Here is a 17,376-nt window from a genome sequence, read left to right as displayed (position 1 = left end):
GAGAGCGGAAGAAATAAGTCATTCGCTCTCTGAATTAACTCGTCTAAGGTTCGATGATGAAAAAAGTCCTGCTGGTGATGCCATTAAGTACTCTTGATTGGGGAAGCGATAACGCAGGCGGCGTTGATTCTGTCTGCCAGCAAGTTGTTCAGTCACTTGAATTAGATGCTCCTGAAGGTTATCAGTATGAAATACTGGCAATCAAAGTGGGTGCATCTAAACAAGAGTTGAATAAAAGAATCCAACTTAATGAACAAACGCATGTCACTTTTATTGCTAAGAAAGGGAAAGTATTAGGGGTACCTGTACCTGGATTTGTCTTCCAAAACATGATGTTAAGAAAGTTGGTTCGTCGTTTCCAGCCCGATGTGGTCCATAGTCATTTACCGAGTCTTCCACTGCTACCAAGCCGCAATCACCGTTCAGTGATTACTCTCCACTCATTAGGAAAGGTAGCCAGAAAAAGTCGCGGCTGGTTAAATGATTTGATTTTTGAAACCCTGCTACCTGCTATCAGTTTACGATCTGCTGATCGATTAACCTATGTCGGTGATATCTTGTTTGACTCTCTACCAAACGCTATGCGCCATAAAGCACGTAAGGTAGGGAATCCAGTCAATGATGTTTACTTTAAGCAAACCAACCGACTCCAGTCAGATTCACTGCGTTTGGTGACTTGTTCGTTAATTACTCCACGTAAACAGGTGGATCAGATCATCAAGTTAGTTGCTCAGCTAAATACCAGTCTTGATGCAGCCCTGAAGATCATTGGTCCCGTTGATGAGAGCTATGCGTCAGAGCTAAACAAGTTGGCTGAAGAGCTTAATGTAGCGGATAAAATCTCATGGCTGGGTCCAATGAATGTTGAGCAAATTAAGCAAATCTACGCTGAGTCCGATGTCGGGGTATTTCTTTCACGTGAAGAGACTTTCGGTCTTGTACCCTTAGAGATGCTAGCGTCAGGCTTACCCGTTATCGCTACTGCAGTCGGTATTTTACAGGAGGAGCAGGCGTTTTTCCGTAACACTGGTGTCTACTATACCTTAGCGGATGGCTCGGCATCAGAAGCTCAAAACGTTTCACAGTTTTTAGATAACTTGCCTGCTGTTGATACAAAGTCTCTGAGTGCTAAGTTTTCACCACGGGCTGTGGTCGATGACTATCAAAGGCTGTATGGAGAGCTGTTGTGATTAAAAAGCTGCTCACTTATGCACCTGTTCAGATCCTTTCAGCTTTAAGTCTGTTCGCACTTATTGCGATACAGACGCGTTTTCTGTTACCCGAAGAATACGGCTTTCTCGCCGTGTTGATGGTCATTGTGGAAGCGTCCCGCTCAGTGTTAGTTCAATGGATAAACAACTGTCTCATTCGTTTTTACCCAAGCGCTGAACAGGACCAACAGATACAAATCAGCGCGACGCTTGTGCGTTGGTTAATCGGTAACACGCTCTTGTCATGTTTTGTCATTGCTGCCTTAGTGGCCTTGCTGAGTGTGTTTGAGTGGTGTGTCTTTTTTGCTGTGTATGCTTTTTTCGTCGCAAAAGTCATCTATTTGTTTGTGATCGAATATGCACGCGTGAACCAAGAGTCAGGGTATTACCGTCGTTCTGTTATGACTCAAGCTGTCCTCTCAATCGTCATGACAGTAGTATTGCTCTCTTTTATACCTGCATTAGAAATGGCTTTACTTGCTTTAGTGATGAGCTATTCGGTAGCAGCCGTTATCAGCCTTCGAACTGGAGAGTGGCACCTCAGAGTAGCGACCAACACTGAAGCTAAGAAAGCGCTATTTTCTTACGGCGCACCGCTTATGTTGTCTGGTTTACTGGGTATATTGGCAGCAAGAAGTGATCGTATTTTTATTGCTAACCTCACCGGGCTTGAGCAAGCGGGGCAGTATGCCGCGATTGCGAATCTTTTGTTTGGCATTATGGCTCTGGTTTTTATGGCTATTGCATTGCCTCTTTATCCAGAACTCACCAAGCTTACCCAAGATCGAACACGTTTAATCGCTAAACACAAAGTATACAGTGGGTTCCTGATTGCTTTGAGTCTACCGGCGTATACGGGTCTGTGTTTATTAGCGCCGATGCTTGTCGGTATTTTTCTCGGTGACGCCTATGGGAATGTTGATCTGACGACGTTTTACTTGGTGGCCGCTGCTGCCTTACTTTTTAACTTACGTGCACATTTCTTCGATCATGGTTTGCAGTTTACATTGAAGACCAAGTATGTGCCTTTGATCATGGCGTTTGTTTTGTTGGTCCAAGTTTTGGCCGCATTTGCTTTGATTCCACAATTTGGTGCATTAGGTGCAGCGATAGGTATTGTGATAGCTATGTTTGTTGGACTGTTGCTGACAGCATGGATAGGTTGGAAAGCTGGTTATCATTATCCGGTACCTAAAGCCTTGTTGCGAACAATGATTGCGACAGCGGTTATGGCACTGGCAATACTTCAAGCTAAGCAATATATTGAGCTGGATAGCAGTGTGTTGACTTTGGCTCTTTTAGTAATGACTGCTTTAGTCGCGTATGGTTTAACGCATCTGCTTTTGAACAGTTTCCAGATCAGAACCTCGCTACTTAAGTTAAGGGGGCGTCAGCGTGCTATCTAGGATTTACCTGTTGCCCTTTGTTGCTATCGCTTCATCAATTCTTCTTGGTGGTTACTTGCTAGAGGACCTTGGGGTACCTTACGTTTCTCAGGGGGGATCACCTCTCTTTAAGATTCATTTGTACTCTTACTTAATTCTTTTGGGCTTTGGGTTGGTTTTTCTGCTTGATGGCATTAAAGGAATTGCACTGAGGCTGGGTAACTACTACCGTTTTTGGCTGATGGCGCTGGCGTGTAATGTGTTTGTGATCCTCTACGGTTTTGCTATACACGGCACATCTGGGATGGCATATCTGATCAATACTTTTTTGGCGCCAGTTTTGATTGTCCCATTGCTTGCTTATCTTACTGACAATCAAAAATCCTTATTGCTTAAATTGATTGCCTATCTGATATTGCTCAATTCGTTTGTCGCTGTGATGGAGTACATGCTTCATTTCCGTCTGGTTAATGTTGAGTTCCAAGAGTTTTCATTCTTTCGCTCGACGGCCTTTTTGACCCACCCGCTCAACAACGCCTTGGTAACGGTCAGCATTGCTCTATTGGTGGCAAGTAGAACTAAGCTACCTAGTTTTGTTTATATGTTGATTGTGTCGCTCGCATTATTCGCATTTGGGGGGAGAGCGGCGCTGGCTATCTTTATTTGTGCGGTATCGGTTTCCATGGCACCAATGTTGTGGAGAGCCATTACCCAAGGGATTCCAGACAATAAACAAAAAATTGCCTTGTTTATGCTGATCGGGTATTTCGCATTTTGGGCTGGTGCATATTTGCTGGTGTCTTCGGGTATCACGGAGCGCATTGCCTCAAAACTCTATATCGATGGTAGTGCGTCTGCGCGATTGAATGTGTTCTATCTGATTGACCAGCTTAGTTTCCGAGAGTGGTTATTAGGTGCAAGTCATCGCTTGATGGAATCGATTGAGCTTTATATTGGTATCAATGTGATCGAAAACTACCTCATTGGCTGGATATTTACTTTTGGTTTGGTAGGGACTATTCCTTTGTTTTTAGTGGTGTATGTGCCACTGACCTATTTCGCTGTCACAGGAAACCTCATTGAAAGAATGAGTGTTTTTTCGTTTGCGGTAATCAGTATTACCAACAACTCCCTGACGACTAAAACACCAACTTTATTACTACTTTTCACCTGTCTGTATTTAAGCAAGTCATTGCGTGAAAAGTGGGTAGATTCTCAGAATTCTCAATTAAACTCGGGTTACACACATGCCTAATGCTATTGCTATTTATCGAATTGCGCGCTGGTTTTATCTGAAAAAAGTCCCGCTGATTCCCAAGCTTTTCCAGTTATTTATTTTCATGTTTTATAACTGTCGAGTACCTGTTAAATGTCATATCGGTAAAGGCAGCTTTTTTGTCGTTAAAGGTATCGGCGTATCACTGCATGACAAAACGGTTATTGGTGAGCAGTGCAGCATCGGCATTGGATGCAAAACGGTCGGTAAAGGACCATTTAAAGAAGTCCCTAGAGTGGGTGACCGTGTATTTATTGGCCCTGGAGCCGTTTTAATTGGCCCGATTATTGTGGGTGATAATGCCATCATCGGTGCAAATAGTGTGGTGACGAAAAGTGTTCCTGAGGGGGCCATTGTTGGGGGGATTCCGGCCAAGATCATCGGTTGGGTTAAAGATAATGATTATGACATTCACGATAACCGCGCTGATGTTGAAGGAACAGCCCCCTTCTTGCAAGATACCCGTGGTTAGAGGGCGTTGATGTGTATACTTCGTCCATTTACAAGAAGTCTCCTGTCTTTGTTCAAAATATTATGGTGTCTCTGCGTGACTTAGTTCGTGGAGCCATTCGTAGTGAAAGTCGTATTGCTGGCTTAAAGCAGCAATTGAGAGAAAATGAGTATTCTCATGATGCACTAAAGGTATTTTGTGACAAGCAACTGGAAGCCGTTCTAGAGCGTGCAAAAGATGTGAGTGCTTATGGAGACAAGCAGCAATTAGACCAGTTTGATTTTATTGATAAACAAGATGTCAAAGCCTCACCGAATGCCTTCCTTAACACAAGTTTGAACCCTAAAGTGACGGTGAAAGGCAGCACCAGTGGTACGACTGGGACACCTCTTTCTATCCCTCAAGACCTCGACTCAGTTCTCAGAGAACAAGCTTTTGTCTCTCGTCACCTAGATTGGGCAGGATACCAGAAAGGCGATAAGCGAGCTTGGATCCGAGGCGATATGGTTGTGCCGTTATCGCAGAAAGGGGGGCCTTATTGGCGTTATTCTATCTTTGAAAGCATGATTGTCATGTCGTCGTTCCACCTCACGTCAGATGCGATTCCGAGTTATCTCAAAGCGATGGAGGATTATGGCGTAGACATAATCCAAGCATACCCATCTTCTATTGCTACGTTAGCCAAGTTTCTGGATAGCAAAGATGAGTATTACAAAGGTCAGTTAAAGTCGATTGTTACTTCCTCTGAATCTTTGTCTGATGAAGATCGCCAAGTGATAGAAAAACGTTTTCGATGCAAGGTCTTTGATTGGTATGGGCTATTTGAGCGTGTTGCTGCGATAGGCAGCTGTGAGTACGGTCATTACCACCTCATTTCAGATTACTCTCATGTTGAATTCCTACAAACGGAAGAGGGTAAACATGAGATCGTGGGCACTAACTACAATAATGCCCTCTATCCTCTGGTTCGCTACCGTACAGGTGACCACGTTGTTTTGGCCGAAAATCAACGTTGTTCATGTGGCAGAACTTACCCTGTAATTAAAAAAATTGAAGGGCGGGTTGGTGACTATCTGCTTGGAGAAGATGGTCAGAAAATTCATATTCTCAACCATATTCCTAAAGGGGTAGAAGGGTTAATCAGTTGCCAATTTGTTCAAGACAAAGCGTATTTAATCAAAGTGCTCGCTGTGGTTGACCAAACTAAATTTACAGTTCAGCAGGAGCAGCAATTGATCCTTAATACTCAGGAACGAGTTGGACAAAGCCTACAAGTCGAGGTGCATCAAGTGAGTGCATTACCGAGAACGAAAAATGGCAAGGTGCGTCAGGCGATATGCAGTGTGGAGAGCCAGAGTTGAAAAAGAACATCAATCTAACTATTGCGACTGACATTAAAGGACAAGGTGGCATTGCTACTGTGCTGAATGTTTATCAACAAGCAGGCTTTCTGTCTGATAATGCCGTTCGTTTGATCGCAACGCATTCTACTAACAATCGTTTTGGTTCTTTGGGGGCACTGATGCGTTATCTCAGTGCGCTAGTTAAAGTCATCTATTACTTTGTTTTTTACCGAGTGGGGTTGGCACATATTCATGTTGCTTCACGAGGTAGCTACTTACGAAAAGCATTACTAGTTAGGTTGATTAAAGTCCTCGGCGGTAAAGTGATTTTGCATTTACACGGTGCAGAGTTTCGTGATTTTTACGCCAATGAATGCGATGAGAAAAGGCAGAAACACATACGTGACACATTTGAAATGGCGGATGTGGTGATTGTCCTTTCTTCTCAATGGATAGATTGGGCGCGAGCGACTTTTACCCGCTCAGAGCATTTTCAATTGGTATACAACGCTGTTCCATCACTTGAACTTCCCGCTAAAACTAACCCTTCACCGGTGATTAGCTTCCTTGGCAGAGTGGGTGAGCGAAAAGGGATCCAAGATCTGCTAACCGCGATGGTGCGAGTCAAACAGCAATGCCCTGACGTCAAGCTATTGATTGGGGGAGATGGTGAGGTTGAGAAGTACCGCGCAATGGCACGGGATTTGGGATTGGAAGCACAAGTGGAATTCTTAGGTTGGGTCTCGGGTCAACACAAACTCGATGTGCTGCAGCGGACCCAAATCTACTGTTTGCCGAGCTACAACGAAGGTTTTCCAATGGGAGTATTGGAGGCCATGTCGGCTGGAATTGCCGTGGTATCGACGTATGCAGGTGGTATTCCGGATGCAATTGCCAACGGCAAGGAAGGTCTTCTTGTCGATGCGGGTGATGCAGACGCCTTAGCCGATGCACTTATTGAACTACTGAACAACCAAGAAATGAACCAATACTATACCCAGAACGCAAAACAGAAATTCGATGAGCATTTTTCTGTTCAAGCCATTATTCCTCAAGTGCAACGTATTTATGATGCCGTGCTTATCCAAAGGAGTCGCGCATGATCACTGATATTCAGCGTTGCTTGTTAGCTGATGCTTCAAGCAATGATTTTGCGGGTTATGATCCATTTGATGGTCTAAACGCTCGTCTCTTTGATGTGTTTCCACGTTTGCGCAATTCGCTATTTGGCCTTGCATGGATTCAGATGTTCAAACGCTCGAACATCAATATGCGCCATCTTCTTGGGGTACCTAAGAAGCGTAACCCTAAAGGGGTTGCATTGTTTATTTCTGGGATGTTGGAGCAGTACCAAGTGACCCAGGAGAAGCATTTGCTTAAAGAGGCTGAGAAACTGGCTGATTGGTTGCTAGAGAATCAATGTTGTCGCGAGACATGGGGAGCATCATGTTGGGGATATCACTTTGATTGGAAAGCGAGGGCATTTTTCGTACCTAAAGGCAAACCCAACGTTATATCGACAATTTACGTCAGCCGAGCATTATTTGATCTCGGTAAATTGACCAATAAGCAAAAATACGTGGATACCGCCTGTTCCAGCGCCAAATTTATTGTTGAACACCTTTATACAAAAGATCAGCAAAGACAGTTTTTTGCTTATATTCCTGGAGAAAAAGCATTTGTTCACAACGCGAGCTTGTGGGCCGCTGCTTGGGTTGGCTTTGTCGCATCCGAGACCGAGAACAATGAATATCGTGAGTTAGCTCGATCGGTTGCTTGGCAAAGTGTGAAAGAACAGTCACCTGATGGCAGTTGGGTGTATGGCGCACGTAGCCATCACCAATTTATTGATGGCTTTCATACTGGTTACAATTTGGAAGCTTTGTACGAGCTTAAGTGCGCGTTGCAAACCGATGAATTTGACGAGTCAATTGGTCATGGCATGGCTTACTACAAAACGCATCTTTTTGAAGCTGATGGGACGGCAAAGTATTACCACAATAATCGTTACCCTCTTGATCCACACTCAGTCGCGCAGGCGGTGATCACTTTGATCAAGGTTGGAGGAGAGCAGGAAGATGTAGACATGGCAGGCAAAGTGCTCAATTGGTCAATTGCAGAGCTTTACCTTTCAGACAAGAAACAATTCGTTTATCAAAAGAGTGCACGTGCAACCAACGCAATTAATTATGTACGTTGGACTCAGGCTTGGATGTACCTGTCGATGAGTGTTTATTTAAAGAATCACAAAGGAGATAAATCGTGAGCCGAGTAACTTTTCTAGGCAGCCCAATGGACACCATGACTATGTCTGAAACGGTTGAAGCGATTAAAGGTCGTATTGAAACCGGTGAATTTACTCAGCATGTAGTCGTTAATGTCGCTAAATTGGTGAACATGAAGAAGGATCAAGAACTGGCTCAATCAGTGACGGAGTGTGACATCATCAATATCGATGGGATGGGTGTTGTCTGGGGAGCTAGGTTTGTTGGACATCAGATCCCAGAACGAGTGGCTGGCGTTGATTTATTTTATGAGTTGAATGCTATGGCGGAGAAAGAGGCGTTTCCAGTTTTTTTTCTTGGTGCCAAGCAAGAGGTGGTCGAAAAAACCGCTCAGATTATGAAAAGCAATCATCCAAATCTTAATATTGCGGGATACCACCATGGGTATTTTTGGGATGACGAAGCCGCTCTGGTGAAGAAGGTTAAAGACTCAGGAGCAAAGTTGCTGTTTGTCGCCATTACATCACCTAAGAAGGAAAACTTTATTAATAAGTGGCGAGATGAGCTGGGTGTTGATTTCGTTATGGGTGTTGGCGGCACATTTGATGTCGTGGCGGGCAAAGTCAATCGAGCTCCAGCATGGATGCAAAATGCAGGGCTTGAGTGGTTGTACCGTGTTATTCAGGAACCGAGAAGGATGTGGAAACGTTATTTGGTCACAAACTCAAAATTTGCTTTTTTATTATTGAAAGAGCGTTGGGGTAAATAATCAATCCCCCCCTTTCCTTGTTTTGTGATATAAATCACTCTTTTAATGTAACAACTGAAAACTTTGTCTTTGATTAATAAGTATAATGAATACTATAAATATACTTAGTTTTTAAATTGAATGTAAAACACTCAGTTGTTACGCTTTGTTCTGTTGTACTAATAATCCTTTTTACTAACATTCTGGTGTGAAAATGAAAAAACTAATTGCCGCTCTACTTTCGGGTAGTATAGCGTTGAGCACTTCTTTGTCTGTATTTGCTGCAGATAATCAATCAGAGAATGAAGAATTTCTTCTTGATGCACAAATTCAACTTTCTAAAAGCCAAGTACCAACAGAAGGTGGTTATTTATCTGCAAGTATTGACTTAAACAATATTGGTGGAGATGACGCTGACCTTAAATACTGGGTTTCGGTTAAAGGACCTAAAGGTATTGTATTTCCTGCTAAGTCAGTTGTTGGTTTAAGTAGTTCTGAATTCGATAGTGAAAATATTGAAGAAGGCTCAGCTCTTCATATTGAACGCGGTATTTGGGTTCGAGAATATATGGACGATGGTTTGTATCAAGTTTCTGTTGAAGGTGTAAATGTCGAAACAGGAAAAAGTTTCTCTAAATCAGAGACCTTTGCCAAGGGTGTGAGCCTTGAACAGCCAGCGGCTATTGATGGCTTAATACTTGAAGCATTTGCTGTGAACGACACCGTGTACCCAAGCGAAGGCGGTTATTTGATTCTTGATCTACAAGCTCAAAATACCAGAGAAGAAGCCGCGAATATTGAGTTTTGGGTAACCGCAATCGGTCCTGATGGTTTGGCTATCCCTGTCCATGCTCGCATACTTAAGTCAGTGTCAGCTTTTGATGAGCTGAGCATTATCCGTGGTTTTACTTTAGATGCTAGTTACCCAGATGGTGAATATACTATCGTGCCTCAACTGTATGATGTAGACAGTGGCAAACGTGTCGAAGGCGCTATTAAAGTATACAAAGGTGATTCTGCTATTATTGACTAACCTTTATCTTATTAAGCCCTGATTTTCAGGGCTTAATTCTCACCGACTATTATTTTTTTCTTGTTCTCTTCAATATTGATATTTTCAGATGACATATCAATAGATAAAAAATCACAACCGGACTCTTCATCATATTCGTTACCAATAATATTGATGTTATCAAATGAGTAACTACTATTCTGGCTATAAGTTCTAATTATTTTTTTATACTTTTCTTCGCTTATATTTTCACAAGTTACATTGCTGAATCGATTGTAAGAAATAGAAATGTTTTCTACTGATTTGGTTGGAGACTCATTAGATGTAAAGCTTTGTAGCCTGATCCCCATTGTACTATTTGATATGTCATTATTGTGAAACTCAATATTCCCCCAATATACTGGTTGTTCTGCTCGTGTATTAGGGTAAACATTCATAATAAACCCTGTAATATCGTCAAAATTATTATCTTTTACTGATACATTCGAGTAATAGCTTAACTCTAATGCGGTACTGTTTATCTCCTTAAAAGTATTGTGATAAACAAGGGCGCCTTGAACCTCTTTCCGGCTTGATAACTTGAGGGTACAAGCCTGAAACAAGTTATATTCGAAAGTGATGTTTTGCGTACCTGGAGCGCTAGAACCTTGAGTCGCTTGAGTCGTGGTTACCTGACTGCAGTTGCGAAATGTATTGGCGAATAAGGTGGCGTTTTGTGATAGTGAGTCCGTTGGGTTAGGCCCGGTTGTCACCCTTAGTGCAGCGTCGCCAAAATTTTCAAAAGTATTATTGGATAGGTGAGAGTCGGAGGTACTGGCAAGGTAAACCCCTTGCTCTCCCCAGACTTGTGTTGTATCGCCGTTATTGAGGCCGATGAAATGAATCCCCCCAATGAACACCTTTTGAGTCTCTTTGATGTACAGTAAATATTCGCCACTAAAGTCAGAACATTTACGTAAGATTGCCCCTTGGCTACCAATTAAAGAGATTTGTTTGGTATTCGTTAAATATAGGGTTTGACACACATCATAGATGCCTTCAGGTATAACCAAAATATCCCCAGGATTGAGAGAAGATAGAGCAGTTTGAATCGCTTGGCTATCGTCTTGGGAGTCATTGCTAATCGCACCAAAGTGATCCAGCCGATACACTTTATCCTGAGATAGGGCGGGTAGTGCGAAAAGGACGGCAATGATAAATAACGGTATTTGCATAATAAACTGACCTAGCTTGGGCGTCGGTACGTTTTCTCGAATTATGGTTGCCATTCTATACGTCGTTGGATACTGAGATAAAAGTTTTTATCTTTTGTCTGTTAAATGAAGCGACATCCCACTTTAAATGTCTCGTTTCTAAGATGTCTCATTATTGAGGCATCTTCTTCTCGCTGAATTGTTGAACAGAACAAATTACATACAGATAATCTGCGCGAAACAATCTAACCGCTTATTTCTGGGTGAAGCAACGTAACGGGAGAATTACGCCAGTCTTGAGCAATACATTAATTTGGCAACAAATCAGCGAAGGGTGTTCTAAATGGAACGTAAATTATTAGCAGTGGTATTTGGCTCATTTGCCTTAGCCAACATAAGCTTGCCTGCCTATGCTTCCGAACCTATGGGATGCATTATCAGTCAGCAGTCGGGGGAGAAGTATTGCCTTAAAGCGGGAGAGCGCTCAGGTTATTCACTTCCAAATTGGATTTATGCGCACCCGGTCGATGTACTCGCACCGAGTGGTGTTTCCGTTATGTTGAGTGACTGGGATAACCTGTCATACAACAGACTTGCCGTTTTTGACACTTATACGTCAAACGAACAACTTAAAAATGTGAAAGCGTATAATGGTCGTTACTTAGACTTTTCTAAGCCTCGTTCGATGCGAGTATTGGCGTCTGAGCAATACCCAGAGGCGTGTATTGTCAGCCTAGAGAATAATGAACGTTACTGTTTAAAAGAAGGTCAACGTTCTGGTTACTCATTACCAGAGTACATCAAAGGTCATGAAGTAGAGGTGCGTGCTCCAGAGGGACTTGGTGTGATGCTAAGTGACTGGGATAACCTTTCTTACAATCGCTTAGCGGTGTTTGGCGGTTACAAGTCAAATACTCAGCTTGAGTCAGTGAAGGCTTATAACGGTGAGATCCTAGATTTTTCTAACCCTCGTTCGATGCGAGTTCTTGCTTATTCAGAGCCAGATAAAAAAATTGAAACTGAACTGAAATGGTCTTGGCAAGGCAGCAGCTTTAAGCCTGAGTCAGATCAGGTAATGGTCACGCCAGTAACCGGTCAGCTTAACGACGACAATGGTGACGGCCGAATCGATAACCAAGATGTCGCTGATGTGATTATTGTATCGTTTGAAGGTCGCAATTACTCACGTGGTGGTTTAGTTCGTGCACTGAGCGGTGTGGATGGCTCAGAGCTATGGAGCTATGATAACGGCGGTGTTGTTGCTGATGCTCGTTACAGTCCTGCAGTTGCAGACTTAGATCACGATGGTATCGTGGAAATTGTCACAACCAGTACTGGCAGCGATTTCATCCAGGTGCTTGATAATCATGGTAATGTGAAGAAGCAGATTGCGACGGTTGAATCTGGCTGGAAAACGGTGGGTGACATCGCTTTAGCCGATTTGGATGGTGATGGTGATATCGAAATTCTGTCTGCTGATGGTGTTTACGATTATCAATCTGGTCAGCCAGTGTTTAGCCATAACTGGTCTCCAGCATCAATCAGTGGTGACTTTGATGGTGATAATCGTCAGGAAGTCTTTGCCGACGGCACTTTATTCCAAAGCTCAGGCGCTGTTGACTGGCAGTACAGTGCTGCTGACAAAGTTTGGTTCTCTTCATTGGTGAATCTAGATTCAGACAAGCACCCAGAATTGGTGGTTTCTGTTCCGGCAAGCTACTCGTCTGCGCAAAAGAGCTCTCTGGCGGTATTGGAACATGATGGTTCAACCAAGTGGGAAATAACCAATGAGAACAATCCTGGCGGTGGTGTTCAAGCGGTTTCCAGTTTCCTAGCGGCTTACAGTGAGTCAGTGACTCAGCAATCAGAAGTCTTTGGTTATGAGAAAGGCAATGTGGAGTCGGCACAAGTTAGCGATGAAAACTTGCTCTATGTTCGTTCTGGCGCGGCTATCGATGCGATTGGTACTGAAGCCCATAACACGATCGGCGGTAACGGTGGAGCGCTTCGCGATCCTATCGATCTTTCGCAAGTGACAGCTATTGACGTCACTTACGGTAAGTACTTCTGGGGTGGTCGCCACCTTCTGGCCATGGAGTTTTCTCTGAAGAATGGCTCCTCAGTCATGCTGGGATCGAAAAACTATGGCTACCATCTGCAAACGAAACGCTTTGTTCTTCCTGAAGGTGAGAGTGTTACGGGTGTGAATGTGTGGTCACAAGGTTGGCTGGTAGAAGGCGTTCAATTTGAGACGGCTACGTCAGTAGGTACTGACAGCATCGGTATCGTGTACGCAGGCTATAAAGCCGTAGACATGTACAACGCAAAAGGTGAGCTGGTTTGGTCGGTTGAAAACGATGATATCGGTAGTGGCAAGATAGGGGTATCTGCTTACGACTTTGATGCTGATGGCATCGATGAAGTGCTTGTTCAGGACCATTTCAAAGTGCGTATCCTTGATGGTCAGACAGGTAAAGAGCTTGCTGTGATCGATAACTCGACTGGAACCTTGTGGGAATACCCAATCGTTGCAGACCTAGAGGGTGACGATAATGCTGAACTGATTGTTGTAGCCAACAACTACGACAGCAAATACAACATTAACAAGGGCGTATATGTGTATCAGTCTGCTCAAGCTGATAAGCCATGGACAAACGCGACACGTATTTGGAACCAGCACTCGTTCAACCTGACTAATATCACTCAGGCTGGACAAATTCCTGAGACGTATCAGCCAAGTTGGTTAAGCCACAACACTTACCGCTCAAGCACGCTACGTGCGGGTAAAACGGAATTCTCTCCGATCTTTGGTTATCCGAATGGTGATGTTCAAAAAGCGGAAGTGACGACAAGTGATGTACTTTACGTACGTTCTGGTCTTGCGATTGATGCTGTTGGTACAGAACTTAATGCGCTTATTGGTGGACATGGTGGAGCACTACGTCACCCTGTTGATCTGAGCAAAGTTAAGAGTATTGAAGTGTCTTCAGGTCATTACTATTGGGGAGGTAACCATATCGTTGCACTTAAATTTAAGTTCAAAGATGGCTCTTCAGTCATGATGGGCTCGAAAGGTTATGCATCGCCAATCAAGGTTGAAACATTCGAGGTCCCTCAAGGGAAGCAAATTAAAGCCATCAATGCTTGGACTGCAGGTTGGCTGATTGACGCTATTCAGTTTGAATTGAACTGATAGTTTGATGAAAACGCCTCACACATGTGAGGCGTTTTTTTAATAGGCAGTAATGCCAAACTCTCTTAATTTCGCGGGAAGCACATCATCAAGGTGGTCGATGTCTTCAGGCATCACTTCAATTAAGTCAAATTGGTGCTCGTGATATATACGCTTGATATCGGCTTTCTTATTCTCAGGGAAATCGCCATTATCGCGTCCCCAAAATTGTAAATAGACTTTGCCAGTCGGTAAGTAAAAATCGCTTAGCACATCTTCATCAATCGGTAATTGGCGATCATACGCATGCACGATGCCATTCATATAAAGCCAGTTGTCGATCTTGAGCTCTCCCTTAGATCGCACATAATGTCCATCTAGCGTTCGGTGTTTGGCTTCGAATTTCTGCCGGAAGCTGGATATTGATTTATCGGTAGCATGCGCTTCAGCATCCAGACCTGAAAACTCGATGACTGATTGTTTGAGACGCTTGTTGCGGACAATTGAGTCATGCCAAACAGCAAAATGATTCCCACTTTCTTTGTCATGGCGTTGATATCCACCGACTTTGAGGCCATTTGCCGTTACCTCCCAACCCGTATCCATTTTTTGCAGCCAGCCTAATTCCTGAAGAAGCTGGTTGATTTTCTTAGCGCTGAGCGAGAATCGCTCCCCGATTTGAGTCGCGCTGAGAGGTTTACCACTGGTGGCTACTGTATTAATCAGGAGGTTTTCTGGCCATATAATGAATTGGCCAAACTTTTGATGCTGAGCATATTCACCACCAAACGTTCGACCGAGCTCCGTCAATACCCATGCTTCATCAGAACGATTGATATAGCCCGCCAGCTTGAGATCTTGAAACAACTGTTTTGGCTCGATCTCTCGTAATTTTGCAAGAGCTGTGGTTGAGATTTTGTTCACTCTATTTCCTCCTCAGCCAGTTTGACTAGCGTAAGGTTATTCTTGGAGAAAAAGGAAATCTATTCAAGCAGATAGTTGCAGTTCTGATAAATGATCATCAGAACTGCGTCCAATTAAGCTTTTGCGTGGAAGATAGCCATGGAAGCCGGTGCAATAAGTACCTGCTTGTGATCAATCGTCTGGTGGAGATCATGGTTGTCAGTATTGCAGACCATGGTCCATTGCTGTCCATTGTCGCTTGGTAGTGTGAATCGTGCCGGAGCGTTGGTTTGGTTGATGCAATAGAACAACTCGTCGCCATGTTGTCCAATACCGAGCTGCAAGGCAACGGAGCTGAGCTGATTCCAATCATCGTGTTCCATGAAAGTACCGTCAATACGACGCCAGTGGATTCGGTTATCATTTCTGTTCTCACCACTGAATGCGCGGATAAATGGCACCATATAAGTTTGGCGGGCTTGAACCATGTTGGCTAACCAAGCTTTGAATTCGTCTTTTTCGGGCGAAGTTTGCCAATTCAACCAACTTAATTCGTTATCCTGACAATAGGCATTATTGTTGCCTTTTTGGCTATGCGAGAGCACGTCAGCTGTCAGGATATGCGGAATGCCGAAAGCAAACAGCAAGCTGGCCATAAAATTGCGTTTTTGCTTTTCTCTTTTTTCTGTGATGATAGGGTTCTCGGTTTCACCTTCTACACCATAGTTGTCAGAGCGATTATCGCCATGGCCGTCACGGTTCTGTTCTCCATTAGCTTCATTGTGTTTTTGGCGGTAAGACACCAGATCTTGCATAGAGAAACCGTCATGATAAGTAATGTAGTTCACGGTGAGTTTGTACGGCCAGTTAGCCGCACTGTAAAGATCACGAGAGCCCATTAGACGGGTGGCAAACTCTTTGAGGTAGCCTTGATCACCACGCCAAAAGCTGCGGGTAATATCGCGTAATCTATCGTTACACTCATTCCAACCCAATGGGAAATTGCCCACCTGATAACCATTTGGGCCGATATCCCAGGGCTCAGCGATCAGTTTCACCTCTTTAAGAACTGGGTCTTGAGCTACTGCCTTGAAGAACCCTGAATTGGCATTGAAGTGTTCTCCTTCCCGACCTAACGTCGCGGCAAGATCGAAGCGAAAACCATCAATTTGATACTCTTCAACCCAGTATCTGAGTGTATCCATGACCAAATTGAGAGTCGGTTGATATGACAAATCGAGGGTATTCCCACAGCCGGTATAGTTGGCGTAATGCCCCGCATGTTTAACGTAATAATGCTCATCTAGCGCTTTTAGATTAAAGACTGGGCCTTGCGCATCCCCTTCAGCAGTATGGTTGTACACCACATCGAGAATGACCTCGATACCATGTCGGTGCAGCTCTCTAATCGTTGTTTTTAGCTCAGTTACTGCATCTTGGGCGGCGTAGCGTGGATCGGGTGCCATAAACACGTAAGGGTTATAGCCCCAATAATTCACCTTATCCATCTTGAGTAAGTGAGCTTCATGCATACAAGCTGCAATAGGAAGTAATTGCAAAGTATTGATGTTTTGCTGCTTATAAAACGCAAGCATCGCTTCACTGACTAGTCCAAGGTATCGCCCTTGATGCTCTGGTTGTACGTCTGGGTGGAGTTTAGTCACCCCTTTCACGTGGGTTTCAAACAGCACCATTTCTTCACGTGGACGATGTGGTCTATTGACACCTTGCCAGTCGAACTGGTCATCGGTCACCACACATTTTGATAATTCAAAACTTTTCGCTGAATTAAAGGGAATGGAATAAAAAAGAGGTTTATCCAGCGATTTTGCATAAGGATCTGAAATTAAGTGCGCTTTTCCTTTTTCAACAATAATGAATCCGTATTTCTGACCGGCTTTTATATTGGGAATGAAGGTGTGTTTTATTCCTGCATATTCATTTTCCAACGGATAGGTTTGGTAATGATTGCTTCCATCAAACAGAGCCAGCAAGAGATCTTTATTCTTAGGAGCATAAACCGCGAAGTTACAACCTTCGTGATTTAATGTAGCGCCAAGAGGATAGGGGCGAGAGAACGGCATGGTTAATCGCTTTATACGCTTGTAATTTAGTAACTGGAACTAAGTAAATAGCTTTGTTGTTAAGACGTCAAGAACCTTATGTATAAAATAAAAATGTAATTTTATTTCAAATTGAAGGCGCCTTTTTGTGTAAAAGGTGAGCTATGTGACGTTTTGTGAGGAAGCTATAAAAGAATCTTATACCTCCTCCCCCTTATATTTGTGACATAAGCCAAATGTACGTCGTTCGGTTATTTTTCTCATCCCTTCTCATCCCCCCAAAATAAGTGTTAGGTGGAGGAAGTCAGCCTTGAGCCTTATCGGTAATCTTGTCAGCAGTTGAAGCAAATGGGGTTTAGGCGATATAGCTTGGCCCATCTTACCTCTCTTTTTG

13 protein-coding genes are annotated in these 17,376 nt (G+C 43.6%); 10 read left to right on the top strand and 3 right to left on the bottom strand.

Annotation, left to right across the window (positions count from 1 at the left end):
* Positions 1–53: 53 nt before the first annotated feature.
* The 9 genes from L1D23_RS04920 to L1D23_RS04880 all read left to right on the top strand — a co-directional run bounded on the left by L1D23_RS04920 (position 54) and on the right by L1D23_RS04880 (position 9,672).
* Positions 54–1,190: a VpsD family glycosyltransferase gene (locus tag L1D23_RS04920; RefSeq protein ID WP_239864575.1), complete on the top strand. Its 1,137-nt coding sequence runs from the start codon at positions 54–56 to the stop codon at positions 1,188–1,190.
* On the top strand, positions 1,187–2,617 hold the full coding sequence (locus L1D23_RS04915; protein ID WP_239864574.1) for an oligosaccharide flippase family protein: 1,431 nt from the start codon (positions 1,187–1,189) through the stop codon (positions 2,615–2,617). The genes L1D23_RS04920 and L1D23_RS04915 overlap by 4 nt, the downstream gene beginning before the upstream one ends.
* Positions 2,607–3,851, top strand: coding sequence for a VpsF family polysaccharide biosynthesis protein (locus L1D23_RS04910; RefSeq protein WP_239864573.1), 1,245 nt, complete (start codon positions 2,607–2,609; stop codon positions 3,849–3,851). Before L1D23_RS04915 ends, L1D23_RS04910 begins: the two co-directional genes overlap by 11 nt.
* The gene (locus L1D23_RS04905; protein ID WP_239835500.1) at positions 3,844–4,344 is read left to right on the top strand and encodes a DapH/DapD/GlmU-related protein; all 501 of its coding nucleotides are present in this window, start codon (positions 3,844–3,846) and stop codon (positions 4,342–4,344) included. The genes L1D23_RS04910 and L1D23_RS04905 overlap by 8 nt, the downstream gene beginning before the upstream one ends.
* Positions 4,345–4,355: 11 nt before the next feature.
* Positions 4,356–5,684, top strand: a complete 1,329-nt coding sequence (locus tag L1D23_RS04900) for a phenylacetate--CoA ligase family protein (protein ID WP_239864572.1) — start codon at positions 4,356–4,358, stop codon at positions 5,682–5,684.
* Entirely contained in the window at positions 5,660–6,769 is a 1,110-nt protein-coding gene (locus L1D23_RS04895; protein ID WP_275667204.1) for a glycosyltransferase family 4 protein, read from the top strand. The genes L1D23_RS04900 and L1D23_RS04895 overlap by 25 nt, the downstream gene beginning before the upstream one ends.
* The gene (locus L1D23_RS04890) at positions 6,766–7,932 is read left to right on the top strand and encodes an aspartate-semialdehyde dehydrogenase (RefSeq protein WP_239864570.1); all 1,167 of its coding nucleotides are present in this window, start codon (positions 6,766–6,768) and stop codon (positions 7,930–7,932) included. Before L1D23_RS04895 ends, L1D23_RS04890 begins: the two co-directional genes overlap by 4 nt.
* Positions 7,929–8,660: a WecB/TagA/CpsF family glycosyltransferase gene (locus L1D23_RS04885; RefSeq protein ID WP_345779098.1), complete on the top strand. Its 732-nt coding sequence runs from the start codon at positions 7,929–7,931 to the stop codon at positions 8,658–8,660. The genes L1D23_RS04890 and L1D23_RS04885 overlap by 4 nt, the downstream gene beginning before the upstream one ends.
* A 193-nt stretch (positions 8,661–8,853) precedes the next feature.
* Complete coding sequence (locus L1D23_RS04880; RefSeq protein ID WP_239864569.1) at positions 8,854–9,672, top strand: RbmA protein; 819 nt, start codon at positions 8,854–8,856, stop codon at positions 9,670–9,672.
* Between the two features lie 32 nt (positions 9,673–9,704).
* Here L1D23_RS04880 and L1D23_RS04875 read toward each other — a convergent pair whose 3' ends face one another.
* Positions 9,705–10,919, bottom strand: a complete 1,215-nt coding sequence (locus L1D23_RS04875) for a right-handed parallel beta-helix repeat-containing protein (protein ID WP_239864567.1) — start codon at positions 10,917–10,919, stop codon at positions 9,705–9,707.
* A gap of 268 nt (positions 10,920–11,187) precedes the next feature.
* On the opposite strand from L1D23_RS04875, the gene L1D23_RS04870 reads away from it, so the two are divergent.
* Positions 11,188–14,037: a beta-prism lectin domain-containing protein gene (locus tag L1D23_RS04870; protein WP_239864565.1), complete on the top strand. Its 2,850-nt coding sequence runs from the start codon at positions 11,188–11,190 to the stop codon at positions 14,035–14,037.
* 39 nt (positions 14,038–14,076) lie between these two features.
* Here the strand turns inward: L1D23_RS04870 and L1D23_RS04865 are convergent, their stop codons facing one another.
* Together L1D23_RS04865 and glgX are read right to left on the bottom strand one after the other, a co-directional pair.
* A complete protein-coding gene (locus L1D23_RS04865; protein ID WP_239864563.1) occupies positions 14,077–14,940 on the bottom strand; it encodes a glycerol kinase in 864 nt (287 codons plus the stop codon).
* Between the two features lie 113 nt (positions 14,941–15,053).
* Positions 15,054–17,003: a glycogen debranching protein GlgX gene (gene glgX / locus L1D23_RS04860; RefSeq protein WP_239864561.1), complete on the bottom strand. Its 1,950-nt coding sequence runs from the start codon at positions 17,001–17,003 to the stop codon at positions 15,054–15,056.
* Between the last annotated feature and the right edge of the window lie 373 nt (positions 17,004–17,376).

This window comes from Vibrio sp. Isolate24, assembly GCF_022398215.1.
Lineage (GTDB): Bacteria > Pseudomonadota > Gammaproteobacteria > Enterobacterales > Vibrionaceae > Vibrio > Vibrio coralliilyticus_A.
This window is presented reverse-complemented; position numbering and strand designations above follow the sequence as displayed.

Bases quoted from the DNA above. Each gene is read 5' to 3' on its own strand.
- L1D23_RS04920 (WP_239864575.1), top strand. From the start codon at position 54: ATGATGAAAAAAGTCCTGCTGGTGATGCCATTAAGTACTCTTGATTGG.
- L1D23_RS04905 (WP_239835500.1), top strand. From the start codon at position 3,844: ATGCCTAATGCTATTGCTATTTATCGAATTGCGCGCTGGTTTTATCTG.
- L1D23_RS04895 (WP_275667204.1), top strand. From the start codon at position 5,660: ATGCAGTGTGGAGAGCCAGAGTTGAAAAAGAACATCAATCTAACTATT.
- L1D23_RS04890 (WP_239864570.1), top strand. From the start codon at position 6,766: ATGATCACTGATATTCAGCGTTGCTTGTTAGCTGATGCTTCAAGCAAT.
- L1D23_RS04880 (WP_239864569.1), top strand. From the start codon at position 8,854: ATGAAAAAACTAATTGCCGCTCTACTTTCGGGTAGTATAGCGTTGAGC.
- L1D23_RS04875 (WP_239864567.1), bottom strand. From the start codon at position 10,919: ATGGCAACCATAATTCGAGAAAACGTACCGACGCCCAAGCTAGGTCAG.
- L1D23_RS04870 (WP_239864565.1), top strand. From the start codon at position 11,188: ATGGAACGTAAATTATTAGCAGTGGTATTTGGCTCATTTGCCTTAGCC.
- glgX (WP_239864561.1), bottom strand. From the start codon at position 17,003: ATGCCGTTCTCTCGCCCCTATCCTCTTGGCGCTACATTAAATCACGAA.